This window comes from Marinomonas sp., from assembly GCF_039940335.1.
Taxonomy (GTDB): Bacteria; Pseudomonadota; Gammaproteobacteria; order Pseudomonadales; family Marinomonadaceae; genus Marinomonas.
On record NZ_JBDVGW010000013.1, the window covers coordinates 556,021 to 578,563 of the forward strand.

Here is a 22,543-nt window from a genome sequence, read left to right on the forward strand (position 1 = left end):
AATTTTACACGGCTTTTACAACTCAAAAGTAATGTTTTATTAAAGGCTAGGGCCAGCCTTTACAATTGTGTCAGCAACTGTATCAAACTTTTTAAAGTTCTCTACAAATTGTGAAATAAGGTTACTAGCTTGTGCTTTGTAAGCAGCTTGATCGGCCCAAGTGTTACGAGGATTCAATAAAATGCTCTCCACTCCTGGCACATGGGTTGGTACATCCAAATTCACATCATCTAAATGTTCTGTGGCAACATCTATAAGTGCACCGGATTGAATAGCAGCAATAACCGCTCGTGTTGTTGGAATACTGAAGCGTTTACCGCCTTGCCCATGAGCCCCACCCGTCCAACCTGTGTTAACAAGGTAAACACGGCTACCAAACTCTTCAATTCGCTTAATCAAGAGATCAGCATATACATCTGCAGCGCGGGGGAAGAAAGGCGCACCAAAACACGTAGAGAAAGTCGACTTAATACCACTGCCCGCTCCCATCTCAGTTGAACCTACTAATGCTGTGTAGCCACTTAAAAAGTGGTAAGCCGCAGCTTCTTTACTCAAGATAGAGACAGGTGGTAACACCCCTGTTAAATCACAAGTCAAAAAGATAATGGCATTGGGCTCACCCGCGCGGTTTTGCGCCGCACGCTTTTCAATATGTTCTCTTGGGTAACCTGCTCGACCATTTTGGGTAAGAGAAGTATCACTGTAATCGGCAACACGTGTCTCGCTATCTAACACAACGTTTTCGACTATGGTGCCAAACTTGATGGCATCCCAAATAATAGGCTCGTTCTTCTGAGACAAATCGATAGTCTTGGCGTAACAACCACCTTCGATATTAAAGACGGTTCCTTTACCCCAACCGTGTTCATCGTCACCAATCAAAAAGCGCTCAGGATCAGCAGACAAGGTGGTTTTACCGGTACCGGAAAGACCAAAGAACAAAGTAACGTCATTATTAACACCAACGTTTGCAGCACAATGCATGGGCAAAACATCGTATTGAGGTAGTAGATAGTTTTGTACAGAAAACATGGCTTTCTTCATTTCGCCTGCGTAACGCATACCGGCAATCAGCACTTTACGCTCAGCAAAGTTAAGAATGACACAGCCTTCTGAGTTCGTACCATCACGCTCTGGATCACATTGGAAACCAGCGGCATTGACAATTTGCCACTCTGATTTAGCATTTGGGTTGTAAACGTCTGGACGAATGAATAAGTTGCGGCCAAACAGTTGTTGCCAAGCAGTTTCTGTTCGCATTTTAACAGGCAGATAATATTCTTCACCGGCGCCAACATGAACTTGTGATTGGAACGACTCTTTAGTGTCTAAGTACGCCACCACTCGGTCCCATAAAGGCCCGAACTTATCTTCCGGGAATGGACGGTTCACCGCACCCCAATGGATACTGTCTTTACTCGTCGCTTCTTCAACGATAAAACGATCCATTGGTGAACGACCTGTTCGCTCGCCAGTCTCTACGACTAAAGCGCCATTATCCGCTAACACTCCCTCGCCATTTTGCAGCGCTTTTTCCACTAATTGAGGTGTGGTTAGATTTGAAAAAATTGTCGCGTCGCCTGATGCCAAACTCATTGTATCTGCCCTCTGAACTCATAAGTAATATCTGATCATCCAGTCCACTTTTGGATGATTCTGCCGGTAAAATCGATAGTAACAAAACAATCTAAAAAAACATATCCTTATAACAATATGTTATTTTATTACTATTTTGTAACAATAATAACAACTTTAACGCTTTGATTTGTATGACAAAAACAGTTAAATCAGAAGGTTTTTCACAATCTAGAGAGTTCTAAGGAAAAAACGTATCATTTTAAAAATGAATGTCCGTAATAAAATTACTTTTTGGTAGGATAAGAACAAAATAGAGCATTTAATGAGAACGACTAACAACTACGCAAAGTACTCAAAAACAGCCAGTTAGCCATACATCCCCTCATAAAGTATGCGGTTTTTGCTTAAAAAAAGAGATTTTTTTGCGGTTTTTTGCATTTTTATTGCGCTAATTTATCCAGAAACTCCAACCTTCATGATAAGATTCGAGAACGAATTTCAACTATTTCAAAAGGTTGCTCGATACTTATGTTAAAAACAAATCATAACTGCAATATAGGGTTTGTCGGCCTCGGCGTGATGGGCAAAAATTTGGCCTTAAATCTTGCGGACCATGGTTACCGAGTTGCAGGTTTTGATCTTGATGCAGCAAAAGTAAAAGATGTATTAGATACGGAAGCAAAAGAACGCCCTGCTGACGTCTCTGAAGCCCGCATCATTGGCTGCTCAAGCATGGAAGACATGTTAGCTAACTTGGTAAAACCTCGCGTTATCGTCGTACTTGTTCCTGCTGGTGCGCCAGTGGATGCGGTTTGCAACAATCTGATCCAAGCGGGTCTAGAAAGCGACGATATTGTCGTAGATTGTGGTAACAGCCAATGGACAGACACCATTCGTCGTGAAGCTGAGTACAAAGCGAAGTTCAAATTCTTCGGCACCGCTGTATCGGGTGGCGAAGTTGGCGCGCGCTTTGGACCATCTTTAATGCCTGGTGGCGACGCAGACTCTTGGAAATATCTACAGCCAATGTGGGAAGCGGTTGCGGCAAAAGTAGACGAAAACGGCAAACCAATTGTCAGCAACACACCAGGCAAACCGGTTACACAAGGCGAGCCATGTACGGCCTACCTTGGGCCAAATGGCGCAGGACATTATGTCAAAATGGTACACAATGGCATTGAATATGCTGATATGCAGCTAATTTGTGAAGCCTACCATTTACTCCGCTCTTTATTAGGCTACGAGCCAGAAGAAATTGGTAAGCTGTTTGAAAAGTGGAACCAAGGCATTCTAAACAGCTATCTAGTTGAAATTACCGCTGACATTTTACAGCAGTACGATGAAAAAACGGGTGCACCGCTCGTTGACATGATTCTCGACAGTGCTGGGCAAAAAGGTACTGGCCGTTGGACTTCTATCAGTGCCACTCAAATGGGTGTGCCAGCTGGCATCATCAGTGAATCTGTCTATGCCCGTGCATTGAGCACCTTAACGGCAGAACGTGAACACGCAGCGAGCAAACTGGTTGCCGATGTACAAAGTGGCGAAGTAGATGCTCAAAATGTGGAAAAAGCCATTGAAGAAGCACTTTACTGTGCAAAAATCTGTGCTTATGCTCAAGGCTTCCAATTGATGCGTGCGGCGCAAAAAGAATACAACTGGACGTTGAACTTTAGTGACATCGCTAAAATTTGGCGTGGCGGCTGTATTATCCGCGCGTCATTCCTACAAAAAATCGCCGATGCTTTCACTGCTAACCCAGAACTTGAAAGCCTATTGTTGAGTGATTATTTTGCAGACGCGATGGCAGACAAACAAGCTGGACTTCGCCAAACCGTTGTCTTAGCTGCTCAGTCTGGTATTCCTGCACCGTCTATTTTCTCAGCGCTTGCTTACTTCGACGGTTACCGCTCTGAAGTATTGCCAGCCAATCTACTGCAAGCTCAGCGTGACTACTTTGGCGCTCACACATATGAGCGTGTAGATGCTGAAGCGGGTCAGAAATTCCACACTTACTGGCAAGAAGAAGGTCGTCCTGAGCGCAAAGCTTAAGACAAACTACTCTTGCAAAAAAGCCGCTGATTTTTTCAGCGGCTTTTTTATGGAAGTTTAGTTATTCAGTTTACTTTATTTGCTTCTCAACCGAGGTCAACATGCCTCTTAGCATGCCCATTTCTTGCTGGTCCAACTGGGCACGTTGGTATAAGCGACGAAAGCGAGTCATCACCTTTCTAGGCACTTTCGGGTCTAGAAACTCTGTCTTGGTGAGCACCTCTTCCAAATGGGCTAAAAAATGATCCATTTGCTCGGAAGTTGCTGCGGGTACATCCCATTTTGGGGTTACCACAGGGGCATCTTTCATCAGCAGTGATTTCATGCGTAATTCATAAGCGATCACCTGCACTGCTGCCGCTAGATTAAGTGAGCTGAAGGTTTCAATAGATGGAATGTGTACGTGATAGTGACAGCGTTGTAACTCTTCGTTTGTTAGGCCACGGTCTTCTCGACCAAACACAAAAGCAGCCTCCAAACCTTCATCATAAACCATGTCTGCCGCTTGTCTTGGGTCAACTAATGGCCAAGGAATATGACGCTCTCGGGCGCTGGTGCCAATCACTAGCTGACAATCGGCAATAGCTTCTTCAAGCGTCTCCACCACGACAGCTTGATCTAAAATATCGGTCGCGCCAGAAGCTCGGCTAACGGCTTCCTCGCTTGGGTAAACTTTTGGGGCAACCAAATATAGATCCGCCAACCCCATGTTCTTCATGGCTCTAGCAGCGCCACCAATATTGCCTGGATGAGAGGTATTCACCAGTACAATTCTTACTTTATTTTGCATGTGTTAAAACATCCACTCTGACTATCTTTTGTTGGTTGGCATGGTAACAGATTTTATAGCTAAATCCTTGTTACGATCATTTTTTAACCAAAACTTCACTAGCCAAAACCACCCTATTAAGCTAGAATCCGCCCTCAGATTTATACACAGCAATATCGACTAGAAAAGCCAAAACAATATGCTTTTGGTGGAAAACGCTCGGTATTGTCGTCGCTCTTTAACACTTTGATGGCAACCTACTGTTTTACTCACAGTAAATGCACCTTAACCACAGATTATTAATGGTAAATTATGCAACCTAGAATCAGTATCGCACTTAAAGCTGCCCGTGCTGCAGCAGAATACATTGTTCACTCTCAAGAAAAATTACTTTTCGATAAAGAACAAGGACAATCCGCCGAGCAAGTTTATCAAGCGGTTTGCTCTGGAGCTGAACGCAGCATTGTTTATCACCTAGAAAAAGCCTACCCTGCGGATACTATTACCACTCGTTTACAAGGTTCTGTTCAACAGGGTGAAGAAGGCGAATGGATCATTGATGCAATCCAAGGTCAGCATTTATTTTCACGTGGTCTAACAGGTCATGTTATTACTATGAGCTACAAGGTTGCTGGCAAAGTGGAACACGCTATCGTGCTGAACCCTCATAGCAAAGACGAGTTTTACGCAAGTAAAGGTCGCGGCGCTTACCTAAACAATTCCCGTATCCGCACAGGCAATGCTCGTGGTATAGAAAACACGACCCTAGCAGCACAATTCCCTGCCACAGATCGTACTCGTCCTTTCCTAGAAGGCCAACTTGCTGTTTTAGCAAGTGTTGCTGAGCATGGCGCTCGCGCTGTTATGCAAGACGCACCAGCACTAATGCTTGCCAATGTGGCCGCTGGCCGTTTGGACGCCGCATGGGGTATCAAGTTACAAGAATGGGAAATGCAAGCACCTTTGTTCATCGCTCAAGAAGCGGGCTGCTTGTTTGGCGCTTTTGACGGCGCTACCAGTGTAGAAAGCGGTGATGTGTTGTGTGCCAACCCACGCCTGTTCAAGACGTTGCTTCCTTTGCTAAGAAAGCACCTAGCACTCGCTTAATGCATTAGAACCAATAAAGCATAAAAAGCCCCCTTAATAGATCACCAGATTTGGTCGATCCGTTAAGGGGGCTTTTTTATGTCTCAATATAAAATGAATCAGTGCTTATGATGGTGATGTTCGTGGTGGTGATGCTCTAATTCCTCGGCGTCTATCTCATTCTCACCAGGGTAGTTAAGACCGATATCTTGGCGTACCTCATCAAGAGTCGCCATTAATTCTAGGCTATCCTGCCAGCTGTAGTTAGGGCTCTGAATCAAGCCTTCTTGCAGACAACGGTTCACTTCCTCGGCCTCAAATTGATAACCTAATCCCGGAAAATCAAACGCCACCGCGCGCTCTTGGTGATCCTCTCCTTTGACGATGCGGCAAGATTTCGCCATGTGCCACTCAGAGCCTATTTCGATATAACCCTTCGACCCAGACAGCACCGCGCGATTAGGATTGTGAGAAATTAATGACGACTCCAGTGACGCCAACTTCCCACTCTCCCAACCAAGTAAAATTTGTTCGAAAACATCTACATCGGTATCACCAATAACCGCCTGATTCTGAATAAAGTCTGGTTTACCAAAGAACAATTGCGCTAAAAAGACAGGGTAAATACCAATATCCAATAACGCGCCACCGCCCATTTCAATATTCATCAAGCGATGGTTGGGGTCAGTCGGCGCAACAAAATTGAAGTTGGCCTGGATGCTGTGCACATCACCGATTTCACCTTCTTCTACCCACTCAATGACTTGCTCTATTACAGGATTAAAGCGAGTCCACATAGCCTCCATAACAAACACTTGTTGCTGTTCGGCCAGATCATAAAGCTCTTTCGATTGACGCTCATTCAATGTGAATGGTTTTTCACACAACACGGCCTTCCCAGCCAAAATACAGGTTTTTACTAGGTCGTAGTGATAAACATGGGGGGTTGCAATGTAAATGACGTCCACTTGTTGACTATTGATCAGTGAAAAGTAGTCATTAAAGGCTAATTCGATATCAAATTGGTTGGCAAATTGGTCTGCTGTTTCTTTCTTGCGAGAGGCAACAGCACTTAGGACTCCTGATTTAACATAGCGAAAGTCACGGGCAAAAGCGTGCGCAATGCCCCCTGTACCAATAATACCCCAACGATATTTTGACATGGATTACTCCTAATTAAATCCATCGCTATGAGCGATGTAGAACAGCTTGAAAGTACGCTATTTGATGCTTAGCGATATTATAGTCCACGTTCTTCTTCTAATTCACTAATACGTAGCGTAAGTTTTTCGACTTGTCGCTCCAATTCAGCCATACGGCTTTCAATATTGCTCGGGGCAGATGAGGAGCTGACGGCTGTCGATAGATTCGCGACCATGTCCGCTTGCTCTTGTGCATCCATAAAACAAGCTAAATAACGGGACTCTCGCTTACCCGCTTCTCTCGGCAACTGTTGTACGAATGGCCCACCAGTCATGGACTGCAGCGCAGATAGCGCTTCTTCGACCTCTTCTCGACTCGCAAAAGCATGCAAACGACCACTACGAGAACGTAATTCTCCCGGCGTTTGCGGCCCTCTTAAAAACAGCAAGCACACAATGGCCGTTTGTCCAGATGAGAACTGCAAATCGGAAAACTCAGTGTTACAAAAACGATGTTGGTATTTATTAACTCGACTGTTAAAGCTGCTGATTTCTGTCACTAGGCTACGAGCCACTAAGGCATCCAGAGCATCTTGTACTTCAAGCTCAGAACACATCATCACAGGTTCACGGTTCGACTTTTGATTGCAGGCATTTACGAGGGCATTTAGACTTAACGGGTATTGATCGGGTGTAGTGACCTCCTTTTCCAGCAAACAACCGATGACGCGCATCTCAATTGGGTTAAGTTCATGGTAGCTCATGCATTCCCCTTATTTTTAATAGATCCATTAGACAAGCAAGTTATATAGAAAATTTTCTTTATAAACAATCAATTAATCTTATTTAAAGTTCTTAAGCGGCATTAAAAGTAGCGCCTTAAATGAGCTAACTTCATACGTTTTGGTATCGGGTAAACCAATATTAATCGCCTCATCACCCCCTTTCGCTTGCTGGGTATAACTGGCGAATAGGCGATCCCAAATGCTTAAACAAAAACCATAATTACTGTTCGCCTCTTGGGCTATACGGGAGTGATGAATGCGGTGCATATCCGGTGTTACAAGAAGCGTTTTAACTCTACCCTCCAGAGCGTTTGGCAGACGCACATTGGTATGGTTAAACATAGCGGAAGCATTCAACAAAATGTCGAATAAAAGTACTACTTCCAGAGGAATGCCCAACAGCCAAATCACGCTTGCTTTGATGATCAAAGAAAGTCCGATTTCGACAGGATGAAAACGCACTGCAGAGCTAGTATCCAGTTCTGTGTCCGTATGATGCACTCTATGTAGGCGCCACAATATCGGTACTTGATGAAACAATCTGTGCTGCCAATAAATCAGACAATCCAGCACCAACACACCTATTATCAGGGTCGTCCAAAAAGGCCAACCGAGGAAATCAAGAAAGAATCTTTGTGGGCTGAGAGAAGCGATAACAGCAAATAGGATTGGTTGGAAGAGACGAACACATAACGCCCCCAAAACCAGTAACAAACCATTGTGCCACCAGCGTTGGCGCCATTTCGGCAAAGGGCTTCGTAAGGCCAAAGCTTGCCAAATAAGCAAAAGGATTAAAACTGAAAAGAACACTCCCATACGTAGGGAAAAATCAATCATCTAGAGAACCACCCTGTCATAAAAAGGCATCAGAGCCCCTAGCAAAATGCGACTGTGCACCTTGATAAAATAGACGCTATTGTCAGGAATTAGTTCCGTCCATAAGGAAGGATGATAACAACAAAATGATGGCAATAGGCTTAAAACACTTTAAATAGAATCTATAGGCTCTTTGTTTAAAAGAGCCTATAGATCATCCAGACACTTCACGCTTAGCTAAAGCCCGCTTCTTTTAGTGCTTGTTTAATGCGCTTAACCGCTTCTTCTAGACGAGAGATTGGGCAACCAAAATTCAAACGTACAAATTGCGAGTTACCAAAGTCTTTACCATCCGAAACGCCAACTCCAGCCTTGAGGAAAAATTCGTAAGGGCTTTCTAGTTTGAGCTTGGATGCATCGATCCACGCCAAGTAAGTGGCTTGGGTGGCATTTAGGCGCAGCGGCGTGCCTTCTAGAGCTTGCTGCAAATAAAGACTGTTGTTACGCAGATACGCTAATAATTCCTCATGCCAAGACTGACCTTCTGCATAAGCCGTCGCTGCGGCGGTGAACCCTAACATATTGGGAGAAGGTACTACCCCAGCTTTGGCTTGATTAAATACAGTACGCAGCTGACTGTTTGCAATCACGGCAAACGCATAACCAAGGCCAGCTAGGTTAAAGGTTTTACTTGGCGCCATGAGAGTGATACAGCGATTGGCGGCATCTTCATTTAGGCTGGCGAAAGGCACATGAGTCACTTGATCGAGAATTAAGTCACAGTGAATCTCATCACTCACTACCAGTAAATCGTATTTTTCCGCCAATGTATGAATCTTAGCTAGCTCTTCTCTGGTATAAACCGTGCCACCAGGATTATGAGGGTTACACAGCAGAATCATCTTGTTATGGCTTTGCAGACAAGCTTGTTCAAATTGCTGCATATCGATCACCCAGCGATCATTTTCTAGGTGCATATCAATACGAGTCAAATCTCGATCCGCAAGCTCCGGAGCTTTGGTTAGGTGGTAATACACAGGGCCAGGAACAATAATACCCTCTCCTTTTTGAGTATAAGCACGCACACTAAGGTGCAAGGCACACACCAGCCCAGGTAAATGTAGAATATGAGCGGCTGAAATAGACCACTGATAACGCGTTTGTAAATGCGAAATGATACTCTTCGTTAATTGCTTTGGTGCGTGGGTATAACCAAACACACCGTCATTGACACGCTGGGCTAATGCCTTTTTTACCACCTCTGGTGCATCGAAATCCATGTCTGCTACCCACATAGGTAATATCTCAGGTGGATATTTAGACCACTTATCACTATCCATTTGGGTACGATCTATTTCTTGATCAAAAATTGACTCAGCTGTCATCTCTAGCATTTCCTCTAATTTAAGCGCGTTTTCATTTTCCTAAAAAATTGCCTTATTTTAATAAAAACTGCTAGGTAAAATACGCGTTTTTGTTATCTGAAACCGACAAAAGCATATCAAAAAAAGACTCATAAAGAGCGTTTTTTTAGCGCTTTCATATAAAAATCAGACAGTTAATTTTATTAGAACACTAATCTTTTTAACCGATATAAGTTGACCTAATTCAGTAAAACAGCCTACCATAGGTTTTATTGAACAGGCGTTTAATAAAAAAGGGGCAACTATGCCGAAAGTTGGAATGCAAAAAATTCGTAAACCTCAACTCATTGAAGCAGCAATTTCGGCCATAAATGAATACGGTTTTTCTGGTGCTACCGTGAGTATCATCGGTAAAAAAGCCAATGTATCTCCTGCCATTATTAATCACTATTTTGGTGGTAAAAGTGGTTTATTCGACGAAACCATGAAAAGCCTAATCGCAGAATTTTTCCAAGTCCTTAAACACGAATTGAACAAGCCTGAAAATACCACCGCCCATGCCCGAGTCATGGCCATCGTCAAAGCCAGTTTTAGTCAATCACAGACGCATCCTCAAGTGGTCAAAGCTTGGATTGGTTTTTGGGCCTCATCCATGCATACAAAATCTTTATTCCGACTACAAAGAGTATATTCCAAACGCCTCCAAACCACCTTGGTGGTTGAATTGAAAAAAGAGCTGGAAGTTGATCAGGCTCGTAACGTGGCATCCACAGTTTGTGCCTTGATTGATGGTATGTGGTTAAGAGGATCATTGGATGGCGGTATTAATAAAGCTGTAACCATGCAGCAAATACAGTATTACTTAGATCTCGTTATGAGATACAACCACGCATTGCGCCTGCAATAGTGTTGGGTTAAAAGCTCATAAATAATCTTGAGTGTATTTTCACGCTCAAAAATGCGTCACAGCAAACGTTCATCTCAACAGTATTCATAAAATTGAAAGGAGAAATTATGTTTAGCAAGACCAAAAAAACTGCCCTCGCCCTGTCTATGGCCAGCCTATCAGGCTTAACTCTCGCGGCGGAATGTTCAACCGTGCGATTTTCAGACGTGGGCTGGACAGACATTACCGCGACGACAGCTGTCGCCAGTGAAATCGTAGAAGGCCTTGGCTATGAAACCAAAACCCAACTCCTTTCGGTACCTGTTACTTACACTTCTCTTGCCAATGGCGATATCGATGTTTTCCTAGGAAACTGGATGCCGACCATGCAAGCGGACATTGAACCTTACCTACAAGCCGGTACGGTGGAAGATCTTGGTCCTAATTTAATGGGCGCAAAATACACCTTAGCGGTTAGCAAAGCGGCCTATGATGCTGGTGTGAAAAGTTTTGCGGACCTGGCTAAACACCGTAAAGAATTCTCTGGACGAATCTATGGTATTGAGCCTGGTAACGACGGTAACCGCATCATTCAAGACATGATTGATAGCAATGCGTTTGAATTGGCCGATTTCCAATTGGTTGAATCCAGTGAAGCGGGCATGCTTTCGCAAGTAAGCCGTAATTTACGTCGCGATAAGTGGATTGCATTTTTAGGCTGGGCGCCTCACCCAATGAACGCCAACTTTGACATGGAATACCTAGATGGTGGCGATGACTTTTTCGGGCCAAACTTTGGTGGTGCCAATGTTCACACCAATATCCGCAAAGGATATTTACAAGAGTGTGGCAATGTAGGCAAATTGGTCAGCAACCTACAGTTTTCCCTTGCGATGGAAAACGAAATTATGGGCGCCATTCTTGATGACGGCCAACAACCAGCGGCAGCAGCCAAAGCTTGGCTAAAAGCCAACCCTAGCGCGATCGAGCCTTGGTTAGAAGGCGTTACTACTCAATCTGGTGGCAACGGCCTGCAAGCTGTCCAGTCTCACTTGGGCCTATAAGCCTCCTGCCATGACTCAGCACAACTTTCTCAGCCTAAACCTTATAGGCTGAGAAAGACTTTTACACCTTGGAGACACAATTATGAACTGGCTAACGGATAATAAAATCCCGCTTGGCGCTTGGATGGAAAATTTTGTCGATTGGCTGGTTGATGCCGCCGCCGCTTTTTTCGATCTTATCTCAATCACCCTAGAGACAATGATCGTCTCCATGGTAGATGCCATAGAATGGATGCACCCGCTGGCCGTCATCGGCGTTATTTTAGGACTTGTTTGGTTTTTACACCGCAGCATCGGCTTAATCATTTTCATTGCCGCCGCACTGTTACTGATTATTAACATGGGCTATTGGGTCGAAACATTGCAGACGCTCGTCTTAGTCATCACGGCCACGACCATCAGCGTTTTAATTGGTGTGCCAATAGGAATAGCGGCCGCACATCGTCCTTGGCTATACACAATTTTGCGCCCGATACTGGATTTAATGCAGACCATCCCAACGTTTGTATACCTCATTCCCACCCTTATTTTATTTGGTTTAGGTTATGTGCCGGGATTGATTTCCACCATCATCTTTGCCATTGCCGCGCCAATACGACTGACCTATTTAGGCATCAGTGAAGTGCCTAATGAATTACGAGAAGCAGGCTTAGCCTTCGGTTGCACTAAATCCAAACTGCTCTATAAAGTAGAGCTACCTTCCGCCATGCCCAACATCATGGCCGGCATCACCCAATGTATTATGCTGTCTCTGTCTATGGTGGTTATCGCCGCATTAGTTGGTGCCGATGGCTTAGGTAAACCCGTTGTACGAGCTTTGAATACGGTGAATATTTCCCAGGGCTTTGAGGCTGGTATCGCTATTGTTCTTGTGGCGATTATGCTTGATCGTATTTGTAAATCCCCAACCGCCAGAAAAGAGAGTTAAGCCATGCCTGTCGTAAGTATTGAAAATGTTGATATTGTGTTTGGCGAGCAACAGGCAAAAACTTTACCTTTAATGGATAAAGGACACAGCCGTGCTGAAATTCTTGGCCTTACAGGTGATGTCGTCGGGGTTCAGAATGCTTGTTTAGAAATTAATGAAGGTGAGATTTGTGTACTCATGGGATTATCTGGTTCAGGTAAATCCACGCTTCTCAGAGCAATCAACGGATTGAACAAGATAGCTCGTGGTCGTTGCCTCGTTCGTGATGGCGATACCATGGTTAACATGGCCGATTGTGACGAAACCAAGCTGCGCCATATGCGTACTCATCGTGTTTCCATGGTTTTCCAAAGCTTTGCCCTTATGCCTTGGCTTACCGTGCTGGAAAACGTGGCCTTTGGCTTGGAAATGCAAGGCATGGGCAAAACAGAGCGACTTATTAAAGCCCGTGAACAGTTGGCGATGGTGGGCCTAGATCAATGGGCAGACAAAAAGCCTGATGAGCTGTCTGGCGGCATGCGACAAAGAGTGGGGTTAGCCCGAGCTTTCGCAATGGATACAGATGTCTTGTTAATGGATGAGCCTTTCTCGGCGTTAGACCCATTAATTCGCTCCCAACTGCAAGATGAACTCATTGAACTGCAACAACGTCTCAATAAAACTATCGTCTTTGTTAGTCACGATCTGGATGAAGCGTTAAAAATTGGTTCCAAAATTGCCATTATGGAATCTGCGCAAATTATTCAAGAAGACGCACCGGAACAAATCGTCCTTAACCCAGCCACACCTTACGTTGAGAAATTCGTTGCCCACACCAACCCTCTCAATGTTCTTTGCGGCAACTCATTAATGACCCCAATAGGTGAGCTCAAGCAAGAAGACGGTAAAACTTGGGTAGATGATAACGTCTGGTTAGAAATCGTCGAGGGTAAATTTGTCGCCGCCCACAATCATAACGGTAAGATAGATACAGCGCCTTTCAAAGAAAGTGATAACATTAGTGACCTACCTAGCAACGCTGTGGTAAGTGCCCCTGAAACCATTGCCATGCGTGATGCGGTTGAAATTCGCTACCAGTGCAATCAATTCTTAGTACTTGAAAAAGATGGCTTATGCACCGGTATCCTGACCGATAGTCGCTTTTACCATGCCCTCTTAGGAAAGCACTTTAGCATTGACCCGAGTACTTTATAATCCTCCTTGACAGTCTAGTTACAAAGCGTCTGGATTTTGTAACTAGACTAACTTTTTACTAAGCTAGTTGTACGCTTATAAAGCCGCCTTATGATGAACCACTCATTCATAAACTACCGGCAAAAACATTGCATTTAAGGCTTTGAAAGGTATAGTCTGCAAAAATTACGCGCTTCGAATTTCAATCAGAAAAAAGCCACTACCCCCAAGGAAACAGCATGCTTAAGCAAACCCTAGTGCCGATCTGGAGCCTACTCTTTGGTATTGCAATTTTAACCATGGCCAGTGCGCTACAAAGCTCTTTGATTGGTATTCGTGCTTCTATCGAATCCTTCAATACCACGGCGACTGGTTTGATCATGTCCGCATACTATTTGGGCTTTATTGCGGGTTCTTTATTGGTGCCAGGTTGGGTGAAGAACGTAGGTCATATTCGAGTATTTGCTGCTGTCGCTTCTTTAGCATCCATCACAATTTTAATGCAATCCGTAATTGTCGACCCTTGGTTCTGGATGCTTATGCGTATGGGGACAGGTCTATGTTACGCGGGTTTATTCATTGTCACCGAAAGCTGGCTCAATGACATTGCTACGAATAAAACACGCGGCCGATTGTTTTCTATTTATATAATTGAAATTTGGGCTAGCCAAACACTAGGGCAATTCCTGCTGAATACCGCCTCCCCGGGTGGTTTTGGGCTATTCATTTTAACCTCCGTGCTTATCTCCTTGGCCTTGGTGCCTCTGTTGTTAGTTCGCACCCCCTCGCCAACCATCAGTATTCCTGAAAAGTTAAACATTATGGGGCTGATCAAAACTGCTCCTCTTGGCGCAACAGGGGTCTCTATTGCAGGCATTACCTCTGGGGCATTGCTTGGTCTTGGTGCCCTTTACGCAAAAAGTATTGGTATGGGTATTGGGGAGATCTCATTATTTATTGGTGCCAGCTATATCGGCGGTATGATTTTACAGTGGCCAATTGGTCTATTATCGGATCGCCAAGACAGGCGAGTCACCATACTTTGGGTAGGTATTGTCGGCGCAGTCACAGCACTCATTGTTCCTTTAGGAGCAGGAATGGATAATCGTCTCATAATGATGATAGGTATGTTTACGGTTGGGGCCTTCACCTTCCCTATGTATTCCTTAGCCTCTTCTCACATGAACGACCAGTTGCGCCCTGAACAAATTCTCTCGGCCAGTAGTGGCATGATTTTATTGAATGGCTTAGGCGGTATGATGGGGCCTTTGGTGGCAGCATCGTTAATGGATATATTTAGCATTCAAGCGTTGTTTCTATTCATCGCCAGCATGAACTTAATTGTTGCCTTGATGGCGGCTTATCGAATTAACGTTCAACCGCCAATGATCATTGAAGATCAAGGTGATCAAATCCAAGTCGCCTTGGCCGTCAGTCCTGTGGCCACCGCAGAGATGTTGGTTGAAGCCGATTCTTCCACGCCAGTGGAAGAAGAAATTCACGAAGTAGAAATTAAACTCTAAATCTATGTCATGACTCAGTTCCCTAGGTTATAGGGGCTGAGTCGCAATTTTGAGAGAAATTCCCCAGATCAGTATGGCATTAAGTCGATTAAACCAACGCCAAAATACCGCCTTTTCAAGCCATCTTGCGCACATTTTCCCCACCATGGCCAACCCTAGAAACCAAATCAATGAGGCACTGATACCGCCAAAAACAAACTCCCACTTGGTGTCTTGCCATTGGTTCGCCAAGCTCCCCATGAGTATCATAGTATCCAGATAAAAGTGCGGGTTAAGCCAAGTAACCGCAAGGCTCATTAACAACAAAGGACCTAATGGAAGACGCTTTGCCGACTGTTGCAATATTAACTGTTCATCCATAAACGAAGCACGCCACTTGATATAGGCAAACCAAGCCAGAAACAATACGCCTCCCCAGCGAGACACATCGAGAAGCCATGCGTTAGATTCAATCAGTAAGCCAACACCAAATGCTCCCATCATGATGGACAAAGCATCGCTGAGCACAAACAGCATAGCCAAAGGAAAAGCATAGTGCCGCTTTAAGGACTGTTCTAATAAAAAGCTGTTTTGAGCGCCCACGGCAACAATTAAGCCACCCCCGGTTATCGCACCACTCATAAATGCCAACATACTCACCTCACTCTAAAATTAGAACTTGATAATAAAACAGCGGATCGATAAATTATAATTAATCAAAATTAATATGGATTAATTAATCTAATGATGGATTACAAAGCTCTCAATTGCTTAAAAGCGGTTATACAATTTCAAAGTTTCGAGAAAGCTGCTCAACATTTGCACCTCACTCAATCCGCCGTGTCTCAATCCATAAAAAAGCTCGAACTAAAGTTCGCCAGCCCGGTATTGATTCGAGCTAGACCCGTAGTGGCGACGCCATTAGGAGAGCGTTTACTCGCCCATATCAATAAGGTGGCTTTGTTAGAAGACGACCTTACCGACACTTGGCAACAAGCCAGTCAAAGCCAACCTATTAATCTGGCGGTTAGCAATGATGTGCTGGCAACGTGGTTTCCTCAGGTCGTCACTGAATTTGCACAGCAAGACAGCGTCAAATTACATATTCAAGCCATCGATCAAGGACTAACACGTGAATTACTAAAAACAGGAGAAGTCATTGCTTGCTTAAGCGATATTGGTACGCCGGTATCGGGGGGGACATCCACTTTTGTGGGAAATATGGTGTATGAATTGGTGGCAACACCAGCATTTATTCATCAGTATTTAAAAAATGATATTTGCCCCCAAAACATACTTAAGGTGCCTTCGCTAATATATGACCAGAACGATGAATTGTGGAGTCGATATCAGAACGAGTGCCTGCATGTCACGGTAAATAACGATAACAGCCATTGGTATCCATCTTCCCATGGCTTTGTTGAACTGGTTTTGGGTGGCACAGTCTGTGCTTTAGTCCCTAGGGTTCAAGTGCAAAAAGAGTTGAAACGCGGTGAGCTAGTGTCACTTTTTCCACAGCAAACAATCTCTGTTCCTGTGTATTGGCACTGGTATGAATTAAATTCGGCAGTATTGCATAGATTAAGTAAAGTGATACTAAACGTCACAACAAATGTTTTATACTAATGCCCAATTACCGTGCGTTGACTCTAAATGACACGACAACACGATGGCGATTTTTTCATTGTTGAATGCCATTTTTCGCTCAAATTAAGGATGTTATATGATTCGTAAATGTTTATTCCCTGTCGCAGGCTACGGTACTCGTTTCTTACCAGCCACGAAATCCATGCCTAAAGAAATGCTCCCAATCGTCAACAAGCCATTGGTACAGTACGGTGTAGAAGAAGCGGAAGCCGCAGGCCTTAATAATATCACCTTCGTTACTGGACGCGGTAAACGCGCTATTGCTGACCATTTCGATATTAGTTACGAGCTAGAGCATCAAATTTCTGGTACATCCAAAGAAAAATATTTAGACGGCATTCGCCACTTGATGAACAACATTAACTTTTCCTACACCCGTCAAAACAACATGCTGGGCTTAGGTCACGCGATTTTGACAGGCGAGCCATTAATCGGCGATGAAGCCTTTGGTGTGGTACTCGCCGATGACCTTTGCTTCGGTGAAACAGATGACGGTGTCATGGCACAAATGGTAAAACTCTACAATCAGTTCCGTTGCACCATTGTGGCCATCGAGGAAGTTCCAGAAGACGAAGTGCACAAATATGGTGTGATTAAAGGTGAATCCATGATGGATGGTCTTTATCGTGTCACGGACATGGTGGAAAAGCCAAGTAAAGAAGAAGCCCCATCTAACCTTGCAATTATTGGTCGCTACATCCTGACACCAGATATTTTCGACAAAATCCGAAACACAGAACCTGGCCGTAATGGTGAAGTACAGATTACCGATGCGATCTTGCAACAAGCCAAAGAAGGTTGCGTGCTGGCTTACAAATTTAAAGGTAAGCGCTTTGACTGTGGCAGTGTTGATGGCTTTGTTCAAGCAACTAATTACTGCTACGAAAATATCTACAAAAACGATTAAGTTTAATTACTCAAGTACACACAAACCACCTGGCCTAATAGGCCCGGTGGTTTTTTTTGCTATAAATTCATCAACCAAATACGTATTGACTCAACCAGACACTCAACGGCACGGTCAGAATCGATAATATAGTCTGTAATGTAATATAGGCGGCCATTTTTTCAGCATCACCTCCAAGCTGTCGTGCCAGAGCATAAGCAGATGTGGCAGTTGGAGCAAGGCCAAACAGCACAGCCACTAAAGCAGGTAATCCTTGAATACCCAACAACCAACACAGCAAACCAATTGTGATAGGAAAGACCACAAAGCGTGCACTCGCTGACAAGCAAAAAGACAAACCAACTCGGCGAACAGCATCGAGTTGGACACTCGCACCCACCGCCAACAACACCATAGGTAAAGCGGCTTGCGAGAGCATAGCGATCATATCCGAGATAAGTAGTATCGGAGTGAGCCCTAATAGATTCGTACCGCTTCCTAATACAATAGCAATCACTAACGGATTACGGATTAACGCACCGCTCACCAACCGCCCTAATCCATATGTTTTACCCGTTGAAGATCGTGGCCCATGCATCAGCACCATACTAACGACTAAAAATACATTAACAGCAGGAATCAAAACGGAAGCCCCGAGCGCCGCAAGTACTAACCCTTCTTCACCATATACACTCCCCGCCAACGCTAGGACGATGAAGGTATTAAAACGCACCCCAGCTTGTAGCATAGACGATGCCGTTGGTGGAGGTTCCTTAGCGAACCAAGCCATAATAAACACCACTCCAGCCGTCACCAACAAGGCTAATATCAGTACTAATGCATAGTTGGAAAGTAGAGGGTTACTAAAATCAATTTGTGAGGTTTTATGGAAGAGTAATGCGGGAAATAACAACCAATAACTTAATTTATCGACACTTGGCCAGAAAGCAGGAGATGGAAAACGTAAACGCTGGCAGACTGCCCCCGCTAATAGTAATAAAAAAACCGGTAGAATTGTCAGAGAAAGTGCGAACACGGGTCATCCTTAAACGCAATTTGTACATTCTAAATAGACTCACAGGCTTAGCAAAATCGATCAACAATCTATGATCGAAAACTCTCCGTCGAGCCACTTACTATCCGCCACCTAAGTTAACACATAACGCTCTTTAGAGAGATGAGAGAACCACTCATTAAGCCTTAATTACAAATACTTAATAGAAATTTTATTCAGCTTGCCGTAAAAAAACTCCTCGATCACCTCTAATCAAGTGGCCAATTTCACTATGTCGCTATAAAAATATTCCGGCGATGGCACCTCATATGCCTATAAGAAATAATGTTTAGGTGATACGGAAAAAAGCTGCTGAAACGCATAGCTAAAAGCTGAGGAGGAATGATAGCCAACCTCATAGGCAACTTGGGTCACAGAAAGCCCCTGCTCAAGCAAGGAAAGAGAATGCAACAAGCGTATTTTCTGACGCCACTCTTTAAAGCCCACACCTGTTTCAGCGATAAAAATACGCGTCAAAGTACGACTGGATACACCTAGTGTATTTGCCCACTCGGTTAAGCTCAATGCATTACACGGGTCCGACTGTAAGACTTCGACCAATTTAGAAACTCGAGTATCCTTCGGTATAAGCAAACTTAGAGAGTTCACAGGTTGATTTGCCAGTTGATCTAACAACACTGTCAATAATCTCTCATCATGATCTTGCCATGAAATATCTATATCGCAACGCTCAACTACAGCCAAAATTAACTCTTTGATAAGCGATGACACATTAAAAATTTTCGCATCCTGACCAATGCTTTTGACCCGATCTGGATTAAAGTACAAACTACGAAACCTTGCCCCAGTTGGTGCACGTACACTGTGTTCGTATTGCGGAGGGAGCCAGATCGCTTTTTGTGGTGGCATGACCATAAACTGGCCTTGAAATTCGACATTTAACAACCCACTCGACGCATACATCAGCTGAAACCAATCATGACTATGCCGTTTCCCCTGATACCCAGCAGGCATATTATATTGACGTGCCAACGTCATCTGATCATCTTGAGCTTCCACGTGCTCATTAATTTGCCAGCTCGAGTTTTTAAACGACAATCCTGTCTTCATAAGAATCTGTCTCTTTATCGATACAATTTGGCTTAAAGCAGAAAGACCGACAAAAACATACCTGCTAATCTAATAACTATCAAGCTTAAGCAGCATTTGACACTCAGTCAGAACTGGCTCAATACGAACTTACTTAGCACGAAACCATTTAGTAAGATAAGGAAGTAGACATGACCTCCCCCTCACAGCCAACTCATACCACATGGCGAAATCCAAAAACATTGCTCACTCTGCTGGCGATTATCCTTCCGATATCTTTCGCCAGCTGGCAGGCTCTGCTTAATAACTTCGCCATAGAAAAAGCGGCTTTCACTGGAGCCGAAATTGGCTTACTGCAAAGTGTTCGCGAAATACCCGGTTTTTTGGCCTTTACCGCCGTGTTTATTTTACTGTTTATGCGTGAACAAAAATTCATGATACTGGCGCTTCTTATGCTCACTCTTGGCGTGGCGATAACTGGATTTTACCCCTCTGTTTCGGGTTTACTCTGTACGACCCTATTGATGTCTACAGGATTCCATTATTTCGAAACTTTAAAGCAATCTCTTTCTTTACAATGGCTCAGTAAAGAAGAGGCACCTGAAACATTAGGGACAATGATTTCTGTTGGCGCCCTCGCCTCGCTTATTACCTATGGTGTGCTATGGGTGCTCTTAGAGCAACTCTCACTAGATTACCAATGGGTCTACTTAATTGCAGGCGCTACAGCCCTAATCATAGTCCTGTTTATCTGGTTAGCCTTCCCGACCTTCGAAAGCAAAACCATACAGAATAAAAAGCTGATTTTGCGCAAGCGCTACTGGCTATACTATGCATTGGTATTTATGAGTGGTGCGAGAAGGCAAATCTTTGTTGTATTTGCAGGTTTCCTCATGGTAGAAAAATTCGGTTATTCAGCGGCTGACATTACCCTTTTGTTTCTGATTAATTACGCCTTCAATTGGTTATTTGCCAAACGTATTGGCCGCATCATCGGCAAAATAGGAGAACGTAAAGCATTACTTTTTGAATACACGGGGTTAATACTAGTATTTGTCAGTTATGCACTGGTTGAAAGTGCCGAAATCGCTGCAGGCTTATATGTCATCGACCACCTATTTTTTGCCTTAGCACTTGCCATCAAAACCTATTTTCAAAAAATCGCAGACCCAGCAGACATTGCATCAACCGCTGGCGTTTCTTTTACTATTAGTCATATTGCCGCTGTATTTATCCCTGTGAGTTTCGGCTTACTTTGGCTCGTATCACCAGCGAGTGTTTTCTATGCTGGCGCAGCCATGGCAAGTCTCTCACTGTTACTTGCTTTCAATATTCCTAATCATCCAACTGAAGGCAATGAAGTTCGTAGAGCACTGTTTTAATTTTTCTCGCTGGTCAAACCCTCAATTAGAGTTTGACCGGCTTACTCTTCATACTCTAGAACTACGCCTTCCCAACCCACCTTTTCCACCAGCTTTACCAACTGCTGAGGACGGTATTTCGGATCGGCAAGATAACGAGCCTTCACTGTATGATGTATTTTGGTCGGAATATTCTTAAAAATTAAGGGGCGATTAAACGCTTTTTTATAGCGATAGGGAATACTTCGAGACTCATGCTTTTTGGCAAAGCTTCCGTCCGTTAAATTACGCTCAATATGACTCTCTAGCCCAAGACCCGCCGCTTTGGCTTGTTTAAGCATCCAGGCTAACGATGTATCGGAAATGCGACTATTAGTGCCTTTATCTGGCGCATAAGAACCTCCTATATCCGCATGCACTCCAGCAAACCAAACCTGCTGTAAGTCTACACCAGCTCTTGGTGCCCAAATGGTTGGCGCAAAATCATCACGCCTCTCATCAATTGCTAAAGCATGTCTTGCTATGGATACGTTTGATCCCATTTTAGTGTCATAAAACTCATCATCAGCGGAAAACAACCCCATTAAGCTAAAAGGGATCCCTAATGCTCCCACCGTATCCCAAACCCCAATAAAATGAATATTGCGGTTTTCATGACTAAAGGCACTCCTAAAAGATGTCGCTGCAGCCCCTCTCGGTTTATTTCGAGATAGAGGGCTTTTATAGATTTTCCAAGCTTCAGCAACTTGATGTGCATGAGGTCTTTTTAAAATACCACAATTGTTAATCAGCCCACTTAATGCTCGCACCGTATAAGCCCCTCGGCTAAAGCCAAACAAGTAAATATTATCGCCCGCCTGATAGTTCTGAATAATATAGCGGTAACTATCCATAATATTTTTATGAATGCCGCAGCCAAAAGCACCACCGCTGATGGCACCATAATAAGAACCGACACCCCAATCATAAAAGACGTGTTGTGCAAGCTGGTTTCTCGTTGGAGCAATGGCTCGGGCTAATTTCAGAACATTAGTAGGGAAATCTTTGCTGGTATCTTCTTCAGGTCGGTTCCATGTTCCGTCTGCACAAATTACGATATTTGCCATGCCAATCTCCTTGTCAGCCTTAAATGTATTCTTATCCTTGGCTGTAAAAATTAGTCTTGTGGCAGCTCAACTACAAAGGCAGTTTTGTTATTTTTATCTCTATATCAGTGGGCTTCATTGGACCTAGTAGGCTTTTTGTATCCTTTGATTACAAAAGGTAAAACGATAATTTTGTCTGTTACAAAGGTTTAACGCCTAGTGCTTTATGTTGAGCTTTTGGAGGAAGAAGTGCGAAATTGATTCATGATGGAAAGTGTCATGATTTATTGACAGTAAATGTATTTTTTCGCACCT

20 protein-coding genes are annotated in these 22,543 nt (G+C 43.9%); 10 read left to right on the top strand and 10 right to left on the bottom strand.

Annotated elements, in window-relative coordinates:
- Positions 1–39 precede the first annotated feature (39 nt).
- A complete protein-coding gene (locus ABJF92_RS12315; RefSeq protein ID WP_446816081.1) occupies positions 40–1,596 on the bottom strand; it encodes a phosphoenolpyruvate carboxykinase in 1,557 nt (518 codons plus the stop codon).
- A gap of 510 nt (positions 1,597–2,106) precedes the next feature.
- Here ABJF92_RS12315 and gndA point away from each other — a divergent pair.
- Positions 2,107–3,630, top strand: a complete 1,524-nt coding sequence (gene gndA / locus ABJF92_RS12320; protein ID WP_446816082.1) for an NADP-dependent phosphogluconate dehydrogenase — start codon at positions 2,107–2,109, stop codon at positions 3,628–3,630.
- 70 nt (positions 3,631–3,700) lie between these two features.
- On the opposite strand, the gene ABJF92_RS12325 is transcribed toward gndA, so the two are convergent.
- Entirely contained in the window at positions 3,701–4,420 is a 720-nt protein-coding gene (locus ABJF92_RS12325) for an RNA methyltransferase (RefSeq protein WP_446816083.1), read from the bottom strand.
- A gap of 291 nt (positions 4,421–4,711) precedes the next feature.
- Here ABJF92_RS12325 and ABJF92_RS12330 point away from each other — a divergent pair, with 291 nt between their 5' ends.
- Positions 4,712–5,506, top strand: coding sequence for an inositol monophosphatase family protein (locus ABJF92_RS12330; RefSeq protein WP_446816084.1), 795 nt, complete (start codon positions 4,712–4,714; stop codon positions 5,504–5,506).
- A gap of 98 nt (positions 5,507–5,604) precedes the next feature.
- On the opposite strand, the gene ABJF92_RS12335 is transcribed toward ABJF92_RS12330, so the two are convergent.
- The 4 genes from ABJF92_RS12335 to ABJF92_RS12350 form a co-directional block, all read right to left on the bottom strand.
- Positions 5,605–6,648 carry a Gfo/Idh/MocA family protein gene (locus ABJF92_RS12335; RefSeq protein ID WP_446816085.1) on the bottom strand — a complete coding sequence of 348 codons (1,044 nt, stop codon included), beginning with the start codon at positions 6,646–6,648 and terminating at the stop codon, positions 5,605–5,607.
- Positions 6,649–6,725: 77 nt separating this feature from the next.
- Positions 6,726–7,391, bottom strand: coding sequence for a YceH family protein (locus ABJF92_RS12340; RefSeq protein WP_446816086.1), 666 nt, complete (start codon positions 7,389–7,391; stop codon positions 6,726–6,728).
- Positions 7,392–7,469: 78 nt separating this feature from the next.
- Positions 7,470–8,249, bottom strand: a complete 780-nt coding sequence (locus tag ABJF92_RS12345; protein WP_446816087.1) for a sterol desaturase family protein — start codon at positions 8,247–8,249, stop codon at positions 7,470–7,472.
- Between the two features lie 212 nt (positions 8,250–8,461).
- Positions 8,462–9,613 carry a MalY/PatB family protein gene (locus tag ABJF92_RS12350; protein ID WP_446816088.1) on the bottom strand — a complete coding sequence of 384 codons (1,152 nt, stop codon included), beginning with the start codon at positions 9,611–9,613 and terminating at the stop codon, positions 8,462–8,464.
- 283 nt (positions 9,614–9,896) lie between these two features.
- On the opposite strand from ABJF92_RS12350, the gene betI reads away from it, so the two are divergent.
- From betI to ABJF92_RS12375, 5 genes are all read left to right on the top strand, one after another.
- Entirely contained in the window at positions 9,897–10,499 is a 603-nt protein-coding gene (gene betI, locus ABJF92_RS12355; protein WP_446816089.1) for a transcriptional regulator BetI, read from the top strand.
- Positions 10,500–10,606: 107 nt separating this feature from the next.
- Positions 10,607–11,542 (top strand): choline ABC transporter substrate-binding protein, encoded by a 936-nt coding sequence (locus tag ABJF92_RS12360; protein WP_446816090.1) that lies wholly within the window; start codon positions 10,607–10,609, stop codon positions 11,540–11,542.
- Positions 11,543–11,624: 82 nt separating this feature from the next.
- Positions 11,625–12,470 carry a choline ABC transporter permease subunit gene (gene choW, locus ABJF92_RS12365; RefSeq protein WP_446816091.1) on the top strand — a complete coding sequence of 282 codons (846 nt, stop codon included), beginning with the start codon at positions 11,625–11,627 and terminating at the stop codon, positions 12,468–12,470.
- Positions 12,471–12,473: 3 nt separating this feature from the next.
- Positions 12,474–13,664, top strand: coding sequence for a choline ABC transporter ATP-binding protein (choV, locus tag ABJF92_RS12370; protein ID WP_446816092.1), 1,191 nt, complete (start codon positions 12,474–12,476; stop codon positions 13,662–13,664).
- A gap of 218 nt (positions 13,665–13,882) precedes the next feature.
- The gene (locus ABJF92_RS12375; protein WP_446816093.1) at positions 13,883–15,166 is read left to right on the top strand and encodes an MFS transporter; all 1,284 of its coding nucleotides are present in this window, start codon (positions 13,883–13,885) and stop codon (positions 15,164–15,166) included.
- A gap of 27 nt (positions 15,167–15,193) precedes the next feature.
- Here ABJF92_RS12375 and ABJF92_RS12380 read toward each other — a convergent pair whose 3' ends face one another.
- A complete protein-coding gene (locus tag ABJF92_RS12380) occupies positions 15,194–15,799 on the bottom strand; it encodes a LysE/ArgO family amino acid transporter (protein WP_446816094.1) in 606 nt (201 codons plus the stop codon).
- A gap of 90 nt (positions 15,800–15,889) precedes the next feature.
- On the opposite strand from ABJF92_RS12380, the gene ABJF92_RS12385 reads away from it, so the two are divergent.
- Both ABJF92_RS12385 and galU read left to right on the top strand, forming a co-directional pair.
- A complete protein-coding gene (locus ABJF92_RS12385) occupies positions 15,890–16,771 on the top strand; it encodes an ArgP/LysG family DNA-binding transcriptional regulator (protein WP_446816095.1) in 882 nt (293 codons plus the stop codon).
- A gap of 97 nt (positions 16,772–16,868) precedes the next feature.
- Positions 16,869–17,699, top strand: coding sequence for a UTP--glucose-1-phosphate uridylyltransferase GalU (gene galU, locus ABJF92_RS12390; protein ID WP_446816096.1), 831 nt, complete (start codon positions 16,869–16,871; stop codon positions 17,697–17,699).
- A 70-nt stretch (positions 17,700–17,769) separates the two neighbouring features.
- Here galU and ABJF92_RS12395 read toward each other — a convergent pair whose 3' ends face one another.
- Positions 17,770–18,714, bottom strand: a complete 945-nt coding sequence (locus ABJF92_RS12395) for an AEC family transporter (protein ID WP_446816097.1) — start codon at positions 18,712–18,714, stop codon at positions 17,770–17,772.
- Between the two features lie 291 nt (positions 18,715–19,005).
- Positions 19,006–19,803, bottom strand: a complete 798-nt coding sequence (locus ABJF92_RS12400; protein WP_446816098.1) for an AraC family transcriptional regulator — start codon at positions 19,801–19,803, stop codon at positions 19,006–19,008.
- 170 nt (positions 19,804–19,973) lie between these two features.
- Between ABJF92_RS12400 and ABJF92_RS12405 the strand changes: the two genes are divergently transcribed.
- A complete protein-coding gene (locus tag ABJF92_RS12405) occupies positions 19,974–21,164 on the top strand; it encodes an MFS transporter (RefSeq protein WP_446816099.1) in 1,191 nt (396 codons plus the stop codon).
- 41 nt (positions 21,165–21,205) lie between these two features.
- On the opposite strand, the gene ABJF92_RS12410 is transcribed toward ABJF92_RS12405, so the two are convergent.
- Positions 21,206–22,249, bottom strand: coding sequence for a DUF2235 domain-containing protein (locus tag ABJF92_RS12410; protein ID WP_446816100.1), 1,044 nt, complete (start codon positions 22,247–22,249; stop codon positions 21,206–21,208).
- Positions 22,250–22,543: the final 294 nt, after the last annotated feature.